This is a genomic window from Mesorhizobium sp. M1169 (assembly GCF_040318345.1).
Taxonomy (GTDB): domain Bacteria; phylum Pseudomonadota; class Alphaproteobacteria; order Rhizobiales; family Rhizobiaceae; genus Mesorhizobium.
Map to the genome: position 1 here is coordinate 243,043 of NZ_JAMYME010000002.1, position 18,274 is coordinate 261,316.

Sequence of the window (18,274 nt, forward strand, 5' to 3'; positions counted from 1 at the left end):
CGAAAATTGCTGCATCGCAGCAGCCGAAAGCCCTGCTTGCCGGGAGAATTGCGCCACCGAGCCGCATTTTTCCCGGCTTCGCAAAAACGCGATTGACTCAAATGCGCCGCAGGGATTAGATCGTTCCAATAAAATCGCACAAGAAACCACCGGGAGGACAGATCTGGATGGCCAGCCGGGCCAAGGCAACGATACTCGACATCGCCCGTGAGGCGGGCGTGTCCAAATCGACGGTATCGCTGGTGCTGCAGGGCAGCGGGCTGATCCGGCCCGAAACCGCGCTCAAGGTGCGCAAGGCGATCGAGGACGTCGGCTATGTCTACAACCGCGGCGCCGCCAATCTGCGCAAGGCCCATTCCAACGTCATCGGCATGGTCATCAACGATCTCACCAATCCGTTTTTCGCCGAGCTCGCGGTCGGCATGGAGCGCGTCTTCCAGTCGGCCGGAGTCGTGCCTTTCATCGCCAATACGGCTGAAAACCCGGTGCGACAGGAAGAGGTTCTGAAATCGTTGATGGAGCAGGGTGTCGCCGGGCTCGTCGTGTCGCCGGCGCGCGGCACCACGCCTGGTGCGTTCCGTCGCCTTGAGACCGCAGGCGTTCCGGTCGTCTTCGTCATGCGCCGGCTTCCCGAAAGCCGTATCCCGGTGATCACGCCCGACAATCATCGCGGCGCCTATCTCGCCACCGCCCATCTGATCGGCAAGGGCCACCGCCGGCTGGCCTTCTTCGGCGGCTCGTCCGACCTTGTCGTCTATCACGAGCGCCTGGGCGGCTTTCGCGAGGCCTGTGAAGCGCTCGGCATCGATCCGGCCGACAGGCTGGTCTTCGAGGGCGAAACCAGCCGCAAGGGCGGTATTGCCTGCCTGGAAACCGCACTTGCCATGGCCGCGCCGCCGACCGCGGCCCTTTGCTTCAACGATGCGGTCGCCTTCGGCGTCTTGCTGGCGCTGCGCAAGCGCGGCCTGGAACCCGGCGCGGACTTTGCCGTCGTCGGCTTCGACGACGTCGCCGAGGCCGAGCACTATATGCCGGCGCTGACCAGCGTCGCGGTGAACACCGCCGGCCTCGGCGAGCGCGCCGCCCATGTCGTGCTGAAGATGATCCAGTCGCGCACCACGCGCGCCGAGGATCATATCGGCGCCGTCAACCTCGTGGTCAGGGAAAGCTGCGGCCCCGATCGCAACGAGCATGGCCGCGCGGGAATGGGAGATGCGGCATGACCGTCAGTTGGGGGCTGATCGGCGCCAGCACGATCGCAAGACAGTTCATGATCGGCGCCATCCGCGCGCAGCGGGACGGCGAGATCGCCACGGTGATGAGCTCCAGCCCGGAGCGGGCTACCGCCTATGCGCGGGAAAACCGCATTCCGGCGGCGGTCTCGACGACTGATGAATTGCTCGGCTCCGACATCGACGCCGTCTACATCTCGACCACCAACGAATTGCATCTCGAACAGGCACTCGCCGCCATCGAGGCGGGAAAGCATGTGCTTTGCGAAAAACCACTGGCGCTGACCAGCGCCGACGCGCGGAAGATGGTCGCGGCGGCCAGGGCCGCCGGCGTCGTGCTCGGCACCAATCACCACCTGCGCAATGCCGGCTCGCATCGGGCGATGCGCGAAGCGATCGCTGCCGGCCGCATCGGCAGGCCGATCGCCGCGCGCGTGTTCCACTCCGTCTATCTGCCGGAAAACCTGCAGGGCTGGCGCATCACCAGGCCGGACGCCGGCGGCGGCGTGGTGCTCGACATCACCGTCCACGATGCCGACACGCTGCGCTTCGTGCTCGGCGACGATCCCGTCGAGATCTCGGCATTCACGCAGTCGGCCGGCATGGCCGCCGGCGGGCTGGAAGACGGCGCCATGTGCCTCTGGCGCTTCGGATCGGGGATCATTGCCCAATCGCATGAGGGCTTCACCACCAAATTCGCCGGCACCGGCTTCGAGGTGCATGGCAGCGAAGGCTCGCTGATCGCCAAGGACGTGATGACGCAGAAGCCAGTCGGCTCGGTGTTGCTTCGCACGGCACAGGGTGAGGAGGAATTGAGCTTCGACCGCGAAGACCTCTATGCCCGTTCGCTGCGCCAATACCACGCGGCGATCCGCGGCGAGGGCCAGCCTTCCGCCACCGGCGAGGACGGCGTCTGGTCGCTGACATCAGCCGAAGCGGCATTGCAGTCGGCCAGGTCCGGCAAGGCCGTCGCCATCGACCCGAAGCTCGGGAGCGCCGCGTGAGCAAGCTCGTTTCAGCTGCTGAGGCTGCCGGCCTGATCAGGGATGGCGTGGTCGTTTCCGTGTCGTCGTCGAGCGGCCTCGGCTGCCCGGATGCGGTGCTTGCCGCGATCGGCGAGCGCTTCGACGCCGAAGGCCATCCCAGGGACATCACGACGCTGCACCCGATCGCCGCCGGTGACATGTACGGCATCAAGGGCATCGACCATCTAGCCAAGCCCGGCCTGTTGAAGCGCACTTTGTGCGGCTCCTATCCGTCCGGGCCTTCATCGTCGGAACCGCCGCAGATCTGGAAGATGATCGGCGACAATACGGTCGCCGCCTACAACGTGCCGTCCGGCATCCTGTTCGACATGCATCGTGAGGCCGCCGCCAAGCGCCCCGGCGTGCTGACCAAGGTCGGGCTCGATACCTTTGCCGACCCGCGCCACCAGGGTTGCGCCATGAATGCTGCCGCCAGCGAGCCGATCGTTTCGGTGCAGCAGTTCGACGGCGAGGAATGGCTCTATTTCCGCTCAATCGTACCTCAGGTCGCGATCATTCGCGCCACCACGGCGGACGAGCGCGGCAACCTTACCTATGAGCATGAGGGTGCCTATCTCGGCGGCCTCGAACAGGCGCTGGCCGCCCGCAACAATGGCGGCATCGTCATCGCGCAGGTCAAGCGCGTCGTCGAGAACGGCACGCTGAAGCCGCACGATGTGCGCGTGCCCGGCGTGCTGGTCGACCATATCGTGGTGGCGCCCGACCAGTTGCAGACGACGCTGACGCCCTACGATCCGGCCATCTCCGGCGAGATCTTCCGGCCGCTGTCGAGCTTTCGCAACGCCGAGATGAACGTCCAGAAGGTCATTGCGCGCCGCGTCGCCATGGAGCTTGCCGACGGCATGGCGGTCAATATCGGCTTCGGCATCTCGGCCAATGTGCCGCGCATCCTTATCGAGGAAGGCCAGCACGGCAAGGTCACCTGGGTCATCGAACAGGGGGCGGTCGGCGGCGTGCCGCTGCTCGACTTCAAGTTCGGCTGCTCGTCGAACGCCGACGCCTTCATGCCCTCGCCGCACCAGTTCATCTATTTCCAGGCCGGCGGCTTCGACGCCTCGCTGCTGTCCTTCCTGCAGATCGACCGCCACGGCTCCGTCAATGTCTCGAAGCTTTCGGCGCGGCCCCACGTCACCGCCGGCGCCGGCGGCTTCGTCGACATCACCGCGCGGGCGAAGAAGATCGTCTTTTCCGGTTTCTTTAACGCCGGCGCCAAGCTGTCGCTTGCCGGTGGCTGCATTCGCATCGACCAGGAGGGCAAGGTCAAGAAAGTCGTCGGCGAGGTCGAGCATATCTCCTTCTCGGGCAAGCGTGCCGTCGCCCAGGGACAGGACATCACCTATGTCACCGAGCGCTGCGTGATGAAGCTGACGCCGGCAGGGCTGATGGTGACCGAGCTGGCGCCAGGTGTAGACTTGGAGCGCGATGTGCTGGCGCAGGCCGAGATCCCGCTCGCCGTCGCCAACGACCTGAAAATCACACCGGATGCGCTCTACCGGGACCGGCCGATCGGCCTGTCGCTCAATGGCGGCGCATCGCTTGGAGGCGCACATGGCTGAGCGTCTGGTAACGTTTGAAACCGACGGCCCCATCGGCATTGTCACACTGCGCCGGCCGGAGAAATTCAACGCGCTCGATATTCCGATGCTGCGGGCGCTGGAAGCGGCACTCGACGAGGCCGAGACAGCAACCGACGTCCGCGTCGTGCTGATCTGCGGCGAAGGCAAGGGTTTTTGCGCCGGCGGCGATGTCGAGGCTTGGGCAGAAATGAGCGCTGTCGATTTCCAGGTGCAATGGGTGCGCTACGGCCATCGCGTCTTCGACCGGCTGGCGCGGCTGCGGCAGCCGACGATCGCCGTGCTTGCCGGCCATGCGCTGGGCGGCGGGCTGGAACTGGCGGCCGCTGCAGACTTCCGCGTGGCGGAAACACAGGTGAAGCTGGGGTTCCCCGAAACCTCGATCGGCGTCGTTCCCGGCTGGTCCGGCACCCAGCGCGCCGTGCGCCGCTTCGGCGCGCAGGCAGTGCGGCGGATGGCGCTCGGCGGCGAAGTGTTTCTGGCTACCGAGGCTCTTGCTCTGGGGATTGTCGACCGGGTGGTCGAGACCGGTAAGGCGTTCGCTGAAGCCAAGGCCTGGGCCGGCAAGATCGCCGAGCGCGGCCCGCTCGCGACCGAAGCCGCCAAGCTGATGATTGCCATCGCGGAGGGCGAAGAGAGTGCTGCCGCGACCGAAGCGCTGGCCAGCGGCTTCATCGCGCTGACAAGCGATCTCAGGACCGGCGTCGATGCTTTCAACGCCAAGCAGAAACCGGCGTTCTCAAGATCTTAGGACCTGAAACGCACATGAACGCACCTCTCAACATCGCCATGCCCGCCGAGGCAGCCGCAGCGCCGAAAAGCTACCGGCTGCTGATCGGCGGCAGGTTCGTCGACGCCCAGGACGGCCGCACGCTGGAGCGCAGCAGCCCTGGCCACGGCTTCACCGTCTCGCGCTATGCACAAGCCGGCGCGGCGGACGTGGAGGCTGCGGTACAGGCCGCGCACAGGGCCTTCGAGACCGGCCCGTGGCCGCGCATGAAGGCCGCCGAGCGCGCCGCGATCCTGCTCAAGGCTGCTGACCTGATCGAGGCGCGGCTGGACGAGATTGCCCGGCTCGACGCACTGGAATCCGGCAAGCCGATTGCGCAGGCGCGCGGCGAGATCGGCGGCGCCGTCGATATCTGGCGTTATGCCGCGGCACTTGCCCGCACGCTTCACGGCGAAAGCTACGCCAATCTCGGCGATGCCATGCTCGGCGTCGTGTTGCGCGAACCGATCGGCGTCGTCTCCATCATCACGCCGTGGAATTTCCCGTTCCTTATCGTCAGCCAGAAGCTGCCCTTCGCGCTCGCCGCCGGCTGCACGGCGGTGGTCAAGCCGAGCGAGATGACCTCGGCCTCGACCTTTGTGCTCGGCGAGATCCTGATGCAGGCCGGCCTGCCGAATGGCGTCGTCAACATCCTTGCCGGGTTGGGCGCCGATGTCGGCGCACCGATGGTCAGCCATCCGCTGGTCGAGATGGTGTCGTTCACCGGCTCCACCCGCGTCGGCAAGATGACCATGGCGTCTGCCGCCAACTCGCTGAAGAAAGTCGCGATGGAGCTCGGCGGCAAGAACGGCCAGATCGTCTTTCCCGATGCCGACCTCGAGGCCGCCGCCGACGCGGCGGTGTTCGGCGGCTTTTTCAATGCCGGCGAATGCTGCAATGCCGGCAGCCGGCTGATCGTCCATGAGGCGATCGCCGACGAGTTCCTCGGCGCCGTCAATGCCCTCACCGCCAAGGTGGTTGTCGGCGACCCGCTCGACGACCGCACCAAGGTCGGCGCGATGATCTCCGCCGACCATATGGCCAAGGTCACCGGCTACGTGACGGCAGCGGAAAACGGCGGCGGCCGGATCTGTAGCGGCGGCAATCAGCTTGCTTCGAGCGCCGGCCAGTATCTTGATCCGACCATCGTTCGCGATGTCACCGAAGACATGGCCATTGCACGCGAGGAAGTGTTCGGTCCGGTGCTCTCGGTGCTGACTTTTGAATCGATTGAAAGGGCGTTGCACATCGCCAACAACACGCCCTATGGTCTGTCGGCGGGCGTGTGGAGCGCCAGCATCGATACCTGCATGTCGGTGGCGCGGAATGTGCGTTCGGGAACCGTTTGGGTGAACACGTTCATGGAGGGTTACCCCGAGCTGCCTTTCGGCGGCTACAAGCAGTCCGGTCTCGGACGCGAACTCGGCAAGCGCGCCGTCGAGGATTATACCGAGGAAAAGACAATCCAGTTTCATCGCGGCCAGCGCACCGGATGGTGGGTCGGCTGAGTTGGGAAGAACCCGGCGGGCATCCGCCGGTCGTGTAAGTTCAACAAGGGAGGAAGTACATGTTGCGCAAACTGCTTATCGGGACGGCTCTCGCATCGGGCGTTGCGTTCGCGGCCCATGCCGAGGACGTCAAGGAAGTCCAGATGCTGCATTGGTGGACGTCGGGCGGCGAAGCTGCCGCTCTGAACGTGCTCAAGCAGGATCTGGCCAAGGAAGGCTTTGCCTGGAAGGACGTGCCGGTGGCCGGCGGCGGCGGCGACGCTGCCATGACCGCGCTGAAGGCGATGGTGGCAGCGGGCAACTACCCGACCGCCTCGCAGATGCTTGGCTATACCGTGCTCGATTACGCCGCAGCCGGCGTTATGGGCGACCTGACCGAGACGGCGATAAAGGAAGGCTGGGACAAGTCCGTTCCCGCGGCCCTGCAGAAATTCTCCGTCTATGACGGCAAGTGGGTCGCGGCTCCGGTCAATGTCCACTCGGTCAACTGGCTATGGATCAACAAGGCGGTGATGGACAAGATCGGCGGCACCGAGCCCAAGACCTTCGACGACTTCATTGCGTTGCTGGACAAAGCCAAGGCGGCGGGCGTTATCCCGCTCGCGCTGGGCGGCCAGAACTGGCAGGAAGCGACAATGTTCGACTCAGTCGTGCTGTCGACCGGCGGGCCTGAGTTCTACAAGAAGGCCTTCAACGACCTCGACGAGGAGTCGCTGAAGTCCGACACGATGAAGAAGTCGTTCGACAATCTCGCCAAGCTCGTCACCTATGTCGACCCGAACTTCTCGGGCCGGGACTGGAACCTCGCCACCGCCATGGTCATCAAGGGCGATGCGCTGGTGCAGGTGATGGGTGACTGGGCCAAGGGCGAATTCAACGCCGCCAAGAAGGTCCCGGGCACCGACTTCCTGTGCTACCGCTTCCCGGGCACCGACGGCAGCGTCGTCTACAACTCCGACATGTTCGGCATGTTCAACGTTCCGGAGGACCGCAAGGCCGCCCAGATCGCCCTGGCCACCGCCACGCTGTCGAAGAGCTTCCAGTCGGCCTTCAACGTCGTCAAGGGCTCTGTCCCGGCCCGCACCGACGTGCCGGACACCGACTTCGACGCTTGCGGCAAGAAGGGCATGGCCGACCTGAAGGCCGCCAATGAAGGCGGCACGCTGTTCGGTTCGCTGGCGCAGGGCTATGGCGCGCCTCCCGCGGTTGCCAACGCCTACAAAGATGTCGTCTCGAAATTCGTGCACGGCCAGATCAAGACCTCGGACGAGGCCGTGACCCAACTGGTCAGCGCGATCGAAGACGCCAAGTAAGGCACCCGCCCATGTGAATGATCTCCCCGGCGCAAGCCGGGGAGATCCCCTGCGGCGAGGTTTTGCGGTTGCGCCGACCGGCACGCTTTCGTGCCGCAGAGCCCGAGACAGCAGAATTCCGGACCCGCCATACGGAATGGACAGATGAGCACAGTTGCTGAAACCAGTATCACGCTGACGCCGGAGCACGATGCCCGTCCGGGCGCCACGGTGCGCTCGCGCCTTCAGAATGCGCTGCCGAAGCTCGTGCTGGCGCCGAGCTTCGCCGCCACAATCGTCTTCGTCTACGGCTTCATCCTGTGGACGATCTATCTGTCCTTTACCAATTCCAAGACCTTTCCCTCCTATGCGATCACCGGGCCACGCGCCTATCAGCGGCTATGGCGCTGGACTTTCGAAAGCGATCCGCCGTCCTCCTGGTACACGTCGATCACCAATATGGGGATTTTCGGCTTCCTCTACATTTCCATCTGCCTGGCGCTCGGCCTGTTCCTGGCGATCCTGCTCGACCAGAAGATCCGCGGCGAAGGTGTGCTGCGGCCGATCTACCTCTACCCGATGGCACTGTCGTTCATCGTCACCGGCGTTGCCTGGAAATGGTTTCTGGACCCCGGCCTCGGCCTCGAGCAGACACTGCACCAATGGGGCTGGACGAGCTTCCATTTCGACTGGATCAAGAACAAGGATTTCGTCATCTACACGGTGGTCATCGCCGGCGTCTGGCAGGCGTCGGGCTTCATCATGGCGATGTTCCTGGCCGGCCTGCGCGGCATCGACGGCGAGATCCTGAAGGCGGCGCAGATCGACGGCGCCACCACCTTCCAGCTCTACCGTCGCATCGTCATCCCGCTGCTGCGGCCGATCTTCCTGTCCGCCTTGATCGTCCTCGCGCATCTCGCCATCAAATCCTACGATCTGGTGGTCGCGCTGACCAGCGGCGGGCCGGGCGGTTCGGCCTGGCTGCCGTCCAACTTCATGTATGAGTACACCTTCAAGCGCAACGAGATGGCCGTCGGCTCGGCCAGCGCCGTGATCATGCTGATGACCATCACCGCGATCATCGTTCCCTATCTCTATTCCGAGCTTCGGGAGAAGCCGCGATGAGCGCCGTGGCCACTCCTGCTCGCCAGAGCACTGGCGGTATCAGCGCCAGGACGGTCAACCGTATTGTCATCTACGGGCTGCTGGCGCTGTTCGCGCTGTTCTATCTGATGCCGCTGTTCGTCATGCTTGTGACCTCGTTCAAGACCATGGACGAAATCCAGAACGGCAACATGCTGGCGCTGCCGCAGGAGCCGACCTTCGCACCTTGGATAAGGGCGTGGAGCGAGGTTTGCTCGGGTCTCACCTGCGTCGGCATGAAGGGTTATTTCTGGAACTCGATCAAGATGGTGGTTCCGGCCGTCATCATCTCGACCCTGCTCGGCGCGCTCAACGGCTATGTGCTGACGAAGTGGCGCTTTCGCGGGGCGACGCTGGTGTTCGGGCTGATGCTGTTTGCCTGCTTCATTCCGTTCCAGTCCGTCCTCTTGCCGATGGCAACGATCCTCGGCAGCCTCGGCCGGTTCGGCGTCAAGCTGCAGAACGCGACCGGCCTCACCTTCGGCTTCGGCAATCCGACCGTGAACCTGGTGTTCGTTCACGTCGTCTACGGCATCGGCTTCACCACCCTGTTCTTCCGCAATTATTACGAAGCGTTTCCGAACGAGCTGGTGAAGGCGGCGCAGATCGACGGCGCCAGCTTCTTCCAGATCTTCCGGCGCATCATGCTGCCCAACTCGCTGCCGATCATCGTGGTGACGGTGATCTACCAGTTCACCAACATCTGGAACGACTTCCTCTTCGCTTCCGCCTATGCCGGCTCAGGCGACGTGATGCCGATGACGGTGGCGCTGAACAATGTCGTCAACACCTCGACCGGCGTCGTCGAATACAACGTCAACATGGCGGCGGCGATGATCGCCGCGCTGCCGACGCTCCTCGTCTACGTGCTCGCCGGCCGCTATTTCGTGCGCGGCCTGATGGCCGGCGCCGTCAAAGGATAATCGCATGGCTTTTCTGGAAATTGACGGGCTGAAGAAGCGTTTCGGAGCGGTCGAGATCCTGAAAGGCATCGACCTCGACCTGGAAAAGGGCGGCTTCCTCGTGCTGGTCGGGCCTTCCGGTTGCGGCAAGTCCACGCTGCTCAACACTATTGCCGGCCTGGAAACCATCACCGAAGGGGAAATCCGCGTCGACGGACGCACGATCAACGATTTCCACCCCTCCAAGCGCGACATCGCCATGGTCTTCCAGAGCTACGCGCTCTATCCGAACATGACGGTTGCCGGCAATATCGCCTTCGGCATGGAGATGCGCGGCGTGCCGGCCGGCGAGCGCCAGAAGGCAATCGACAAGGTGGCGAAGGTCCTGCAGATCGGCCATCTGCTGAAGCGCAAGCCAAGCCAGCTCTCCGGCGGCCAGCGCCAGCGCGTTGCCATGGGCCGGGCGCTGGTGCGTGATCCAAAGCTGTTCCTGTTCGACGAGCCTTTGTCCAATCTCGATGCCAAGCTGCGTGTCGACATGCGCATCGAGATCAAGCGCCTGCATGCCACCACCGGCACCACCATCGTCTACGTCACCCACGACCAGATCGAGGCGATGACGCTGGCCACCAAGATCGCGGTGATGCGCGACGGCGAGGTGCAGCAGTTCGGCACGCCAGCCGAAATCTATAACAATCCGGTCAACCTGTTTGTTGCCGACTTCATGGGCTCGCCGGCGATGAACCTGATCCCGGCGACGATCGGCAGCAACGGCAGCGGCTTCTCCGTCGTCATGGAGCGCGAGGCGCGCCAGCCGATCTCGCTGCCGCTGGGCAATGCGCCGGCCGGCCTGTCGGCATTCCAGGGAAAACCGATCATCTTCGGCGTCCGCCCGGAAGCACTGACCGATCCCGAGGGTGCCGAACGCAACGCCTCGAACATCGCCCGCGCCGACTGTCACATCGAGGTCATCGAGCCGGCCGGCTCGGATACGTTCGCGGTCACCAATCTCGGCGGCAAGGCGGTGGTGGCGCGGCTGCGCGCCGATGCCAAAATCCAGCCCGGCACGGTCACGCCGCTCGCCTTCAACCTGACCAAGGCGGTGTTCTTCGATCCGGCGACCGAGAAACGCATCGTCTAACGGCCATGACAAATCCCGACATCGTCATCATCGGCTCCGGTATAGGCGGCGCCACGATCGCCTCCGGCCTTGCCGGCGGTGGCGCCTCGATCCTGATGCTGGAGCGTGGCGAACCACTGCCGGCAACGCCGCACACACGCGACACCCACGCAATCTTCGTCGATGGTCATTATCGGCCGAAGGAGATGTGGCTCGAGGCCGGCGGAGCGCCTTTCAACCCGGGCAATTACTACTATGTCGGCGGCAATTCGAAATTCTACGGCGCGGTGCTGATCCGCTACCGCAGGGAAGACTTTTCGGAGATGGAGCACTATGGCGGCGTCTCGCCGGCCTGGCCGTTTTCCTACGAGGAATTCGAGCCCTGGTATTCCAGGGCCGAGCAACTTTTCCGCGTGCGCGGTGCACTCGGCGAAGACCCGACCGAGCCGTTCCACTCTACGCCCTACCCTTTCGGGCCGGTACCAGACGAGCCGTCGATCGCGCGTGCGCGCGCCGAGTTGAAGAGCCTAGGCCTGCATCCGGCATCGCTGCCGCTCGGCGTCGACATCGAAGCCTGGCTGAAAGACGGCAGCACGCCGTGGGACGCGTTTCCCAACACCGGGACCGGCAAGGTCGACGCCCAAACGGGACCGCTGGCCGCCGCCCTTGCCGACCAGAAGATCAAGCTCGAGACCGGCGCCCATGTCGAATATCTCGAGGCATCGCCGGATGCGAGGACAATCATCGCCGTCCATTATCGACAGAACGGTACGCTGAAGAAAGTCGCGCCGAAGCTGGTCATCCTGTCGGCCGGCGCAGTCAATTCCGCCGCCATCCTGCTGCGCTCGCCCACCCCTCAGGGCAGAGGCGGTGGCAAAGGCCTGGCCAACCGTTCCGACCAGGTCGGCCGCAACTTCATGAACCACAATTCGAGCGCCATGCTGGCGATCGATCCGCGCCGCAGGAACAAGTCCGTCTACCAGAAGACGCTGATGCTGAACGATTATTATCTGTCCGACGGCAAGGGCGGCAAACCGCTCGGCAACGTCCAGCTTCTAGGCAAGATCGACGGCAACATCCTCAAGGCCAATGTCAGGCGCGCGCCCAAATTCGCGCTGGATTTCATGGCCGGCCACGCCGTCGACTGGTATCTGATGTGCGAGGACCTGCCCGATCCCGAGAGCCGCATCATGGTCGACGGCAAGGACATCGTCATGCAGTGGCGGCGCTCCAACATGCAGTCGCTCGACGGACTGACCAAGGTGATGCGCGAGAATTTCCGCGCCTGCGGCTATCCGATCGTCCTGTCACGGCCGTTTGACAAGCGCACGCCCTCACATCAGTGCGGCACGGTGAAGATGGGCAACGATCCAGCGACCTCGCCGCTGGATCCGTTCTGCCGCTCCTTCGACCACAGCAATTTGTTCGTCGTCGATGCTGGCTTCCTGCCGAATTCGGCCGCCGTCAATCCGGCGCTGTCGATCGCCGCACAGGCGCTGCGCGTCGCCGATCATATCCGCAAGACGGAGCTTGCAACATGAGCCGCCCGGCAGCGATCGTCACCGGCGGCGCGCGCGGCATCGGCCTTGCCTGTGCCGAGGCGCTGGCCAGCGCCGGCTTCGATATTCTGGTCGCCGACCTTGCTGACGAAGCCGCAGACGGGCTCGCCGCCGACATCACCGGGCGCGGCGCGAAATTCGCCTATGTCAGCGGCGACATCGCCGACCTCGACGGCCACGCAGCGCTGATTGATGCCGCGACAAGCGCCTTCGGCCGCATCGACTGCCTGGTCAACAATGCCGGCATCGGCACTGTCCTGCGCGGCGATCTGCTCGAGCTCAAGCCGGAAAATTTCGACCGGGTGCTCGGCATCAATCTGCGCGGCACCGTATTCCTCAGCCAGGCCGTCGCCAAAGCGATGCTCGGCCTGCCAAGCGATGGTGCGAGATCGATCATCACCATCACTTCGGTCAGCGCCGCCATGGCCTCGCCGGAACGTTCCGATTACTGCATCTCCAAGGCTGGGCTTTCGATGTGGGTGAAGAACCTGGCGCTGCGGCTCGCCGCCGAAAATATCGCCGTGTTCGAGGTGCGCCCGGGCATCATCCGCACCGACATGACCGCCGGTGTGACCGCCAAATATGACGGGCTGATCGACGGCGGGCTGGTGCCGGCGATGCGCTGGGGCGAGAGCGAAGATATCGGTGCCGCCGTGGCGGCGCTCGCCGGCGGCAAGTTCGGCTTTTCGACCGGCTCGGTCATCAATATCGACGGCGCGCTGTCGGTGCCGAGGCTATGAACAGGTGATGCCATGACCGACTACATAATCGTCGGCGCCGGCCCGGCCGGGTGCGTACTCGCCAACCGGTTGAGCCAAGATCCGTCGCATCAGGTGCTGCTGCTCGAAGCCGGCGGCAAGGACTGGCATCCGTTGATCCACATGCCGGCCGGTTTCGCCAAGATGACCAAGGGCATCGCCGCCTGGGGCTGGTCGACAGTGCCGCAAAAGCACATGCAGGACCGTGTCTTCCGATACACGCAGGCCAAGGTGATCGGTGGCGGCTCTTCGATCAACGCCCAGATCTACACGCGCGGCAACGCCCGCGACTACGACGCCTGGGAGAAGGAAGAAGGCCTTGCCGGCTGGGGCTATCGCGACGTGCTGCCCTATTTCAAGCGCGCGGAGAACAACCAGCGTTATGCCAACGATTTCCACGGCGACCAAGGCCCGCTCGGCGTATCGAACCCGATCGCGCCGCTGCCGATCTGCGAGGCCTATTTCCGTGCCGGACAGGAGATGGGCATCCCCTTCAATCCCGACTTCAACGGGGTAGCCCAGGAGGGCGTCGGTTATTATCAGCTGACGCAGAAGGACGCGAAGCGCTCCTCCGCCTCTGTCGCCTATCTCCGGCCGATCCGCGAGCGAAAGAATCTCACCGTCAGGACCGGCGTTCTGGTGACGCGCATCGTCGTCGACAAGGGCCGCGCCGTCGGCGTCGAGATCGTCGACAGGCCGGGCGGCCAGCCAACGATCCTGCGCGCCGAGCGCGAGGTGATCGTCTCGTCCGGCGCCATCGGCTCGCCGAAGCTTTTGCTGCAGTCGGGCATCGGCCCGGCCGACCATCTGAAGGCGGTCGGCGTGACACCGGTGCACGATCTGCCCGGCGTCGGCTCCAACCTGCAGGATCATCTCGACCTGTTCGTCATCGCCGAATGCACCGGCGATCACACCTACGACAACTACGCCAAGCTGCACTGGACGGCGTGGGCCGGGCTGCAGTATCTGCTCCTGAAGAAAGGCCCGGTAGCCTCCAGCCTGTTCGAGACCGGCGGCTTCTGGTACGCCGATCCGACCGCCGCCTCTCCCGATATCCAGTTGCATCTCGGCCTCGGCTCCGGCATCGAGGCCGGCGTCGAGAAGCTGAACAATCCGGGCGTGACACTGAACTCGGCCTTCCTGCGCCCGCGCTCGCGCGGCACCGTGCGGCTGAACAGTGCCGACCCGGCCGACCGCCCGCTGATCGATCCGAACTATTGGTCCGATCCCTATGACCGCGACATGTCGATCAAGGGGCTGAGGCTGGCGCGCGAGATCATGCGGCAGAAAGCGCTGCAGCCCTATGTGCTGCGCGAGGTACTGCCGGGACCCGACCTGCAGAGCGGCGGCGAGCTGTTCGACTACGCCTGCCGCAGTTCCAAGACCGACCACCACCCGGTCGGCACCTGCCGCATGGGCCACGATGCGATGAGCGTGGTGACGCCAGATCTCAGGCTGCGCGGTATCGAGGGCCTGCGCGTCTGCGACGCCTCGGTGATGCCGCGCATCCCCTCCTCCAACACCAATGCCCCGACGATCATGGTTGGCGAAAAAGGCGCCGATCTGATCCTTGGCCGCGAGCCGCTGCCGCCGGCGGTGTTTTCCACCAACCAAGCGGCATGAGGGACAAGGAATGATCAGGCACTGTGTCTTCGTCAGATTTCGCAACGATGTCGCCGACGCCGAGCGCGCGGCAATCCATGCCGATCTCGAAGCGTTGCGGGCGGTGATCGACGGCATGGGCAAGGTCAAATTCAGCGCCAATACCAGCCCGGAACCCTTCGCCCGCGGCTTCACGCACGGCTTCACCATCGACTTTCGCGATGCTGCGGCACGCGATGCCTATCTGGAGCATGAAGCGCATCAGCGAGCCGGCGCAAAACTGGTCGCGGCGCTCGAAGGCGGCACCGACGGGCTGATGGTGTTTGATCTGCAGATCGCGTGACTATCCCATTCTCAGCGCAACGACGCCGGCAACGATGCTAAGCACCGCGGCACCTCGCCATGCCGTCATCTTCTCGCCGAGCGCGAACACCGAGATCATCATGGCGAACAGGATCGATGTTTCGCGCAGCGACGCCACCGAGGCGATCGGCGCCTTGGTCATCGCCCACATCACGATCCAGTAGGCGCCGCCGCTGAGCACGCCGGTATAGATTCCGGCCTTCCAGTCGCGCGCCAGCACCGGCAGCGCCTGTGGGCCGCGAAAGACGACGCATAGCACCAGCGCCCACAGCGCATCGCAGACGAACAGCCAGGCGGCATAACTCGACGCGGTGGCGGCCAGCCGCGCGCCGCTGCCGTCCGACAGCGTGTAGCTGGCGATGAAGATCGATGTGCCCAGCGCGAAGCCGACGGCGCGCAGGTTCAATTTCTCCAGATGCGCGCCGCCGCGAAACGACAGCACCAGCGTGCCCGCCGACAACAAGAGGATGCCGAGAATGGCGAGCGGCGCCGGCATCTCGGCAACCACCACAACGCCCCCCAAAGCGGCCAGCAATGGCGCGGTGCCGCGCGCCAGCGGATAGGTCTGGGCGAAATCGCCGGCTTTGTAGGCGCCGATCAGGAACGTCCTGTAGCCCATGTGGAAGACAACCGAGGCGAGGATGTATGGCCACACTTCCGGCTTCGGCACCTCGACGAAAGGCAACGTCACCAGCGCAGCGGCACCCATGCCGAGCGTCATCAGTGTGATCGACAGGAAACGGTCGAGATGGACCTTGACCAGCGCGTTCCAGATCGCATGCATGGAAGCGGCGGCGAGCACCGCGAAAAAGACAAACAGGCTCATCGGCGGTTCATCCGCCGCCCGTCCCGATGACGATCGGCGTCTCCAGGTCGATATCGACCCAGAGCGGAAAATGGTCGGAAGCGATTTGGCCGATATCGGCGCTGACCGAGCGCACGCGCCCGGCAAACATGCCGCCGACGAAGCAATGGTCGAGCCGGCGCTTTGCCAGCCCGGCATCGATAGTCTTCACATGGGTGTGGAAATCCGCTGTCGGTTCCATTGCGACGGCGGCGGCATCGACAAAACCGTCGAGATAGGCGGCACCGCGATGATAGGGCGCGCTGCCGACAATGCGCCGATACTCGGCGCTATCCGGCTCCATGTTGAAGTCGCCCAACCAGATCGCCGCTACGGGGTTTTCTGGCTCTTGTTCGCCATTGCTCCAGTTGCGCGCCGGCTCGTCGTCGGCACCGCTCCATGGGCCGCCCTCGGACGGCGCACGGCGATGCTCGGCGAGCAAATAGTCGATCTGCTCCAGCCGCTCCTCGGCCGCGATATGCGCCAGATGCAACGACAGCACCCGCACCGGACCGGCAGGGGTGCGGATCATGCATTCGAGTGCGGCATTGCGGGTGTTGAGCGGCCGCAGCGTGCGCCTGAGCGGCAGCGTATGCAGCCGCGACCAGACGATCGGAAGCTTCGACAGAACCATGGTGCCGAATTGCCGCCGCCGGTTGACGATGCGGCCTTCACGCCGGTGGCTGGCATCCATGTCGAAGGCCGGCCCGTAGACCCAATGGTAGTCGGGCAGAAATTGCGAAAGAAGTTCCGGCTGGTCGTCCTCGTTGCTGCGCAACCAGTGCCGTTCCACCTCCTGCAAGGCGACGATGTCGGCGCCGGCCACGACCTTGGCACAACGCGCCAGGTCGTAGCGGCCATCGCTGCCGAAGCCGTACTGGATGTTATAGCTGACCAGCTTCATTGCTTATCCGGCTCAGTTTCCTGCTGGCAGTAGCCGTTCGCTGACAGCCTTGCAATGTGCACCCGGGCGGAGGGAGCTTGGGCCAGATGCTAAGTGGTCAGCGGCTGGAACCGACCGGGCGGGGATGCTGCCAGTTCCGACCAGTCGATTTCTTCCTCAAGGCGGTGGTAGGCTTCGTCGCCGATCGTTCCGTCGATGCGCAAACGCTCCAGCGCATCGCGCTGGCTCTTGATGGCGTAGAGACGCAATCTGTCATACTCGGTCGCCGCCTGGGCATCCTCGGGGTTTTCGGCGATGGCGCGCTGGGCGGCATATTGCTCTCGCACCGCCCCGGCCGCGCTCGATGTCTTGCCGCTGAGCACGTCCAGCGCCGCCTGCATGATGGCGACGCGCGCCTGCGCCACCTCCCGGTCGACCGTCCGATCGAGGTCGAGATTGAGCAGAAGCAGCAACGGTTTCAGGCTGACGCCTTGCAGCACCAAGGTGCCGAGCACGACCGTGAAAGCGGCGAGCACGATCGGATCACGGCCCGGAAAGTCGGCCGGCAAGGCGAAGGCTGCCGCAAGCGTCACCAGGCCACGCATGCCGCACCAGCCGATGAGCACGCCGCCGCGGAATGTCGGTGCGTCCTTCCGCCTGTCCTCGTCGCCCGGACGTGCCAGCGCTCTGAGGATCGCGCCGCAGCCCAGAACCCAGACGAGCCGCGATACGATGACGACGGCCAGCACAGCCAGGGCAAAGACGAACGCCTCGCTTTGTCCTTGCTCGGCAAGTCGGCCGACGATGGACCGCGCTTGCAGGCCCATCAGAACGAAGGCCAGCACGTTGAGCACGAACACCGCCGTCTCCCAGACCGAGTAGGAGCTGACACGATTCCTTGCCGGCATGCGGCGCGGCGATGTACGTGCGATCGTCATGGCATAGACGACGATCGTGATGATGGCGGAAAGCCCTATCCTGTCGGCCAGGATCCAGACGCCGAAGGTTGAGGCGAATTGCACTACGGTGCCGCTCGCCGGGTCGTCGATGCGGCCGAGTATGGCGAGAGACAACCGGCCGAGCACATAGCCTGCGGCAAGGCTGCCGACCGTCGACAGCAGGATCATTGGAACGGCACTGCTCAACAGGATGGAGCCGGCGGCTGCGGAAACCGACATCCTGTAGATCAACAGCGCCGTGGCGTCGTTGAGCAGGCTCTCGCCTTCCAGGATGGCGGTGATGCGGTGCGGCACCTTGAACTGTCCGAGCACGGCCGCCGCCGCCACCGCATCGGGCGGCGCTACGATCGCGCCGAGCGCTATGGCCGCGGCAATGGGCAGGCCTGCCATCGTCCAGCCGACCAGCGCGACCGTCACGGTGGTGAAGATGACGGCGCCAAGCGCCAGCAGGATGAGCGAAACCTTGTAGCGGTTGAGATCGCGCAGCGACGTGTCATAGGCCGCGTCGAGCAGAACCGGCGCGATGAACAGAGCGAGCGCCAGCTCCGGGTCGATCTCGATGGTCGGGGCAAACGGCAGGAAGGCGATGCCGGCGCCGGCCAGCGCCAGCAATGACGGATAGGGAATCTGCAGACGCCGCGACAGCGCAGTCAGGGCGACCGCGATGAGAAGCAGGACAAGGGTGAGTTCAAAAAGCGCCATGCCTTATCGTAGCGGTGA

The 18,274-nt window shown here is 64.5% G+C and carries 16 protein-coding genes; 13 read left to right on the forward strand and 3 right to left on the reverse strand.

Going from position 1 to position 18,274, the window contains the following annotated elements; genetic code table 11:
• Positions 1-167 precede the first annotated feature (167 nt).
• The 13 genes from NKH41_RS02960 (at position 168) to NKH41_RS03020 (ending at position 14,848) form a co-directional block, all read left to right on the forward strand.
• A complete protein-coding gene (locus NKH41_RS02960) occupies positions 168-1,223 on the forward strand; it encodes a LacI family DNA-binding transcriptional regulator (RefSeq protein WP_352767119.1) in 1,056 nt (351 codons plus the stop codon).
• The gene (locus NKH41_RS02965) at positions 1,220-2,236 is read left to right on the forward strand and encodes a Gfo/Idh/MocA family protein (protein WP_352767117.1); all 1,017 of its coding nucleotides are present in this window, start codon (positions 1,220-1,222) and stop codon (positions 2,234-2,236) included. The genes NKH41_RS02960 and NKH41_RS02965 overlap by 4 nt, the downstream gene beginning before the upstream one ends.
• Positions 2,233-3,834 (forward strand): acyl CoA:acetate/3-ketoacid CoA transferase, encoded by a 1,602-nt coding sequence (locus NKH41_RS02970; RefSeq protein WP_352767115.1) that lies wholly within the window; start codon positions 2,233-2,235, stop codon positions 3,832-3,834. Before NKH41_RS02965 ends, NKH41_RS02970 begins: the two co-directional genes overlap by 4 nt.
• The gene (locus NKH41_RS02975) at positions 3,827-4,603 is read left to right on the forward strand and encodes an enoyl-CoA hydratase/isomerase family protein (protein WP_352767114.1); all 777 of its coding nucleotides are present in this window, start codon (positions 3,827-3,829) and stop codon (positions 4,601-4,603) included. The genes NKH41_RS02970 and NKH41_RS02975 overlap by 8 nt, the downstream gene beginning before the upstream one ends.
• A gap of 14 nt (positions 4,604-4,617) precedes the next feature.
• Positions 4,618-6,129: an aldehyde dehydrogenase family protein gene (locus NKH41_RS02980; protein ID WP_352767112.1), complete on the forward strand. Its 1,512-nt coding sequence runs from the start codon at positions 4,618-4,620 to the stop codon at positions 6,127-6,129.
• Positions 6,130-6,188: 59 nt separating this feature from the next.
• Positions 6,189-7,442, forward strand: coding sequence for an ABC transporter substrate-binding protein (locus tag NKH41_RS02985; protein WP_031194023.1), 1,254 nt, complete (start codon positions 6,189-6,191; stop codon positions 7,440-7,442).
• Between the two features lie 144 nt (positions 7,443-7,586).
• Positions 7,587-8,546: a carbohydrate ABC transporter permease gene (locus NKH41_RS02990; RefSeq protein ID WP_352469510.1), complete on the forward strand. Its 960-nt coding sequence runs from the start codon at positions 7,587-7,589 to the stop codon at positions 8,544-8,546.
• Positions 8,543-9,487 carry a carbohydrate ABC transporter permease gene (locus tag NKH41_RS02995; RefSeq protein ID WP_023675367.1) on the forward strand — a complete coding sequence of 315 codons (945 nt, stop codon included), beginning with the start codon at positions 8,543-8,545 and terminating at the stop codon, positions 9,485-9,487. Before NKH41_RS02990 ends, NKH41_RS02995 begins: the two co-directional genes overlap by 4 nt.
• 4 nt (positions 9,488-9,491) lie before the next feature.
• The gene (locus tag NKH41_RS03000; RefSeq protein ID WP_352767110.1) at positions 9,492-10,607 is read left to right on the forward strand and encodes an ABC transporter ATP-binding protein; all 1,116 of its coding nucleotides are present in this window, start codon (positions 9,492-9,494) and stop codon (positions 10,605-10,607) included.
• A 5-nt stretch (positions 10,608-10,612) separates the two neighbouring features.
• Positions 10,613-12,127, forward strand: coding sequence for a GMC oxidoreductase (locus NKH41_RS03005; protein ID WP_352767108.1), 1,515 nt, complete (start codon positions 10,613-10,615; stop codon positions 12,125-12,127).
• Positions 12,124-12,885 carry a 3-ketoacyl-ACP reductase gene (locus NKH41_RS03010; RefSeq protein ID WP_352767106.1) on the forward strand — a complete coding sequence of 254 codons (762 nt, stop codon included), beginning with the start codon at positions 12,124-12,126 and terminating at the stop codon, positions 12,883-12,885. The genes NKH41_RS03005 and NKH41_RS03010 overlap by 4 nt, the downstream gene beginning before the upstream one ends.
• A gap of 12 nt (positions 12,886-12,897) precedes the next feature.
• Complete coding sequence (locus tag NKH41_RS03015) at positions 12,898-14,526, forward strand: GMC family oxidoreductase (RefSeq protein WP_352767105.1); 1,629 nt, start codon at positions 12,898-12,900, stop codon at positions 14,524-14,526.
• Positions 14,527-14,536: 10 nt separating this feature from the next.
• On the forward strand, positions 14,537-14,848 hold the full coding sequence (locus tag NKH41_RS03020; RefSeq protein ID WP_352767103.1) for a Dabb family protein: 312 nt from the start codon (positions 14,537-14,539) through the stop codon (positions 14,846-14,848).
• On the opposite strand, the gene NKH41_RS03025 is transcribed toward NKH41_RS03020, so the two are convergent.
• From NKH41_RS03025 to NKH41_RS03035, 3 genes are all read right to left on the reverse strand, one after another.
• The gene (locus NKH41_RS03025; RefSeq protein WP_023675361.1) at positions 14,849-15,694 is read right to left on the reverse strand and encodes an EamA family transporter; all 846 of its coding nucleotides are present in this window, start codon (positions 15,692-15,694) and stop codon (positions 14,849-14,851) included.
• Positions 15,695-15,701: 7 nt separating this feature from the next.
• The gene (locus NKH41_RS03030) at positions 15,702-16,616 is read right to left on the reverse strand and encodes an endonuclease/exonuclease/phosphatase family protein (protein ID WP_352767101.1); all 915 of its coding nucleotides are present in this window, start codon (positions 16,614-16,616) and stop codon (positions 15,702-15,704) included.
• A gap of 89 nt (positions 16,617-16,705) precedes the next feature.
• A complete protein-coding gene (locus NKH41_RS03035) occupies positions 16,706-18,256 on the reverse strand; it encodes a cation:proton antiporter (RefSeq protein ID WP_352767099.1) in 1,551 nt (516 codons plus the stop codon).
• Positions 18,257-18,274: the final 18 nt, after the last annotated feature.

What these genes read in the sequence shown, in the direction of transcription:
- NKH41_RS02960 (WP_352767119.1), top strand. Translation starts at nt 168, where the DNA reads ATGGCCAGCCGGGCCAAGGCAACGATACTCGACATCGCCCGTGAGGCG.
- NKH41_RS02965 (WP_352767117.1), top strand. Translation starts at nt 1,220, where the DNA reads ATGACCGTCAGTTGGGGGCTGATCGGCGCCAGCACGATCGCAAGACAG.
- NKH41_RS02975 (WP_352767114.1), top strand. Translation starts at nt 3,827, where the DNA reads ATGGCTGAGCGTCTGGTAACGTTTGAAACCGACGGCCCCATCGGCATT.
- NKH41_RS02980 (WP_352767112.1), top strand. Translation starts at nt 4,618, where the DNA reads ATGAACGCACCTCTCAACATCGCCATGCCCGCCGAGGCAGCCGCAGCG.
- NKH41_RS02985 (WP_031194023.1), top strand. Translation starts at nt 6,189, where the DNA reads ATGTTGCGCAAACTGCTTATCGGGACGGCTCTCGCATCGGGCGTTGCG.
- NKH41_RS02990 (WP_352469510.1), top strand. Translation starts at nt 7,587, where the DNA reads ATGAGCACAGTTGCTGAAACCAGTATCACGCTGACGCCGGAGCACGAT.
- NKH41_RS02995 (WP_023675367.1), top strand. Translation starts at nt 8,543, where the DNA reads ATGAGCGCCGTGGCCACTCCTGCTCGCCAGAGCACTGGCGGTATCAGC.
- NKH41_RS03000 (WP_352767110.1), top strand. Translation starts at nt 9,492, where the DNA reads ATGGCTTTTCTGGAAATTGACGGGCTGAAGAAGCGTTTCGGAGCGGTC.
- NKH41_RS03005 (WP_352767108.1), top strand. Translation starts at nt 10,613, where the DNA reads ATGACAAATCCCGACATCGTCATCATCGGCTCCGGTATAGGCGGCGCC.
- NKH41_RS03010 (WP_352767106.1), top strand. Translation starts at nt 12,124, where the DNA reads ATGAGCCGCCCGGCAGCGATCGTCACCGGCGGCGCGCGCGGCATCGGC.
- NKH41_RS03015 (WP_352767105.1), top strand. Translation starts at nt 12,898, where the DNA reads ATGACCGACTACATAATCGTCGGCGCCGGCCCGGCCGGGTGCGTACTC.
- NKH41_RS03020 (WP_352767103.1), top strand. Translation starts at nt 14,537, where the DNA reads ATGATCAGGCACTGTGTCTTCGTCAGATTTCGCAACGATGTCGCCGAC.
- NKH41_RS03025 (WP_023675361.1), bottom strand. Translation starts at nt 15,694, where the DNA reads ATGAGCCTGTTTGTCTTTTTCGCGGTGCTCGCCGCCGCTTCCATGCAT.
- NKH41_RS03030 (WP_352767101.1), bottom strand. Translation starts at nt 16,616, where the DNA reads ATGAAGCTGGTCAGCTATAACATCCAGTACGGCTTCGGCAGCGATGGC.
- NKH41_RS03035 (WP_352767099.1), bottom strand. Translation starts at nt 18,256, where the DNA reads ATGGCGCTTTTTGAACTCACCCTTGTCCTGCTTCTCATCGCGGTCGCC.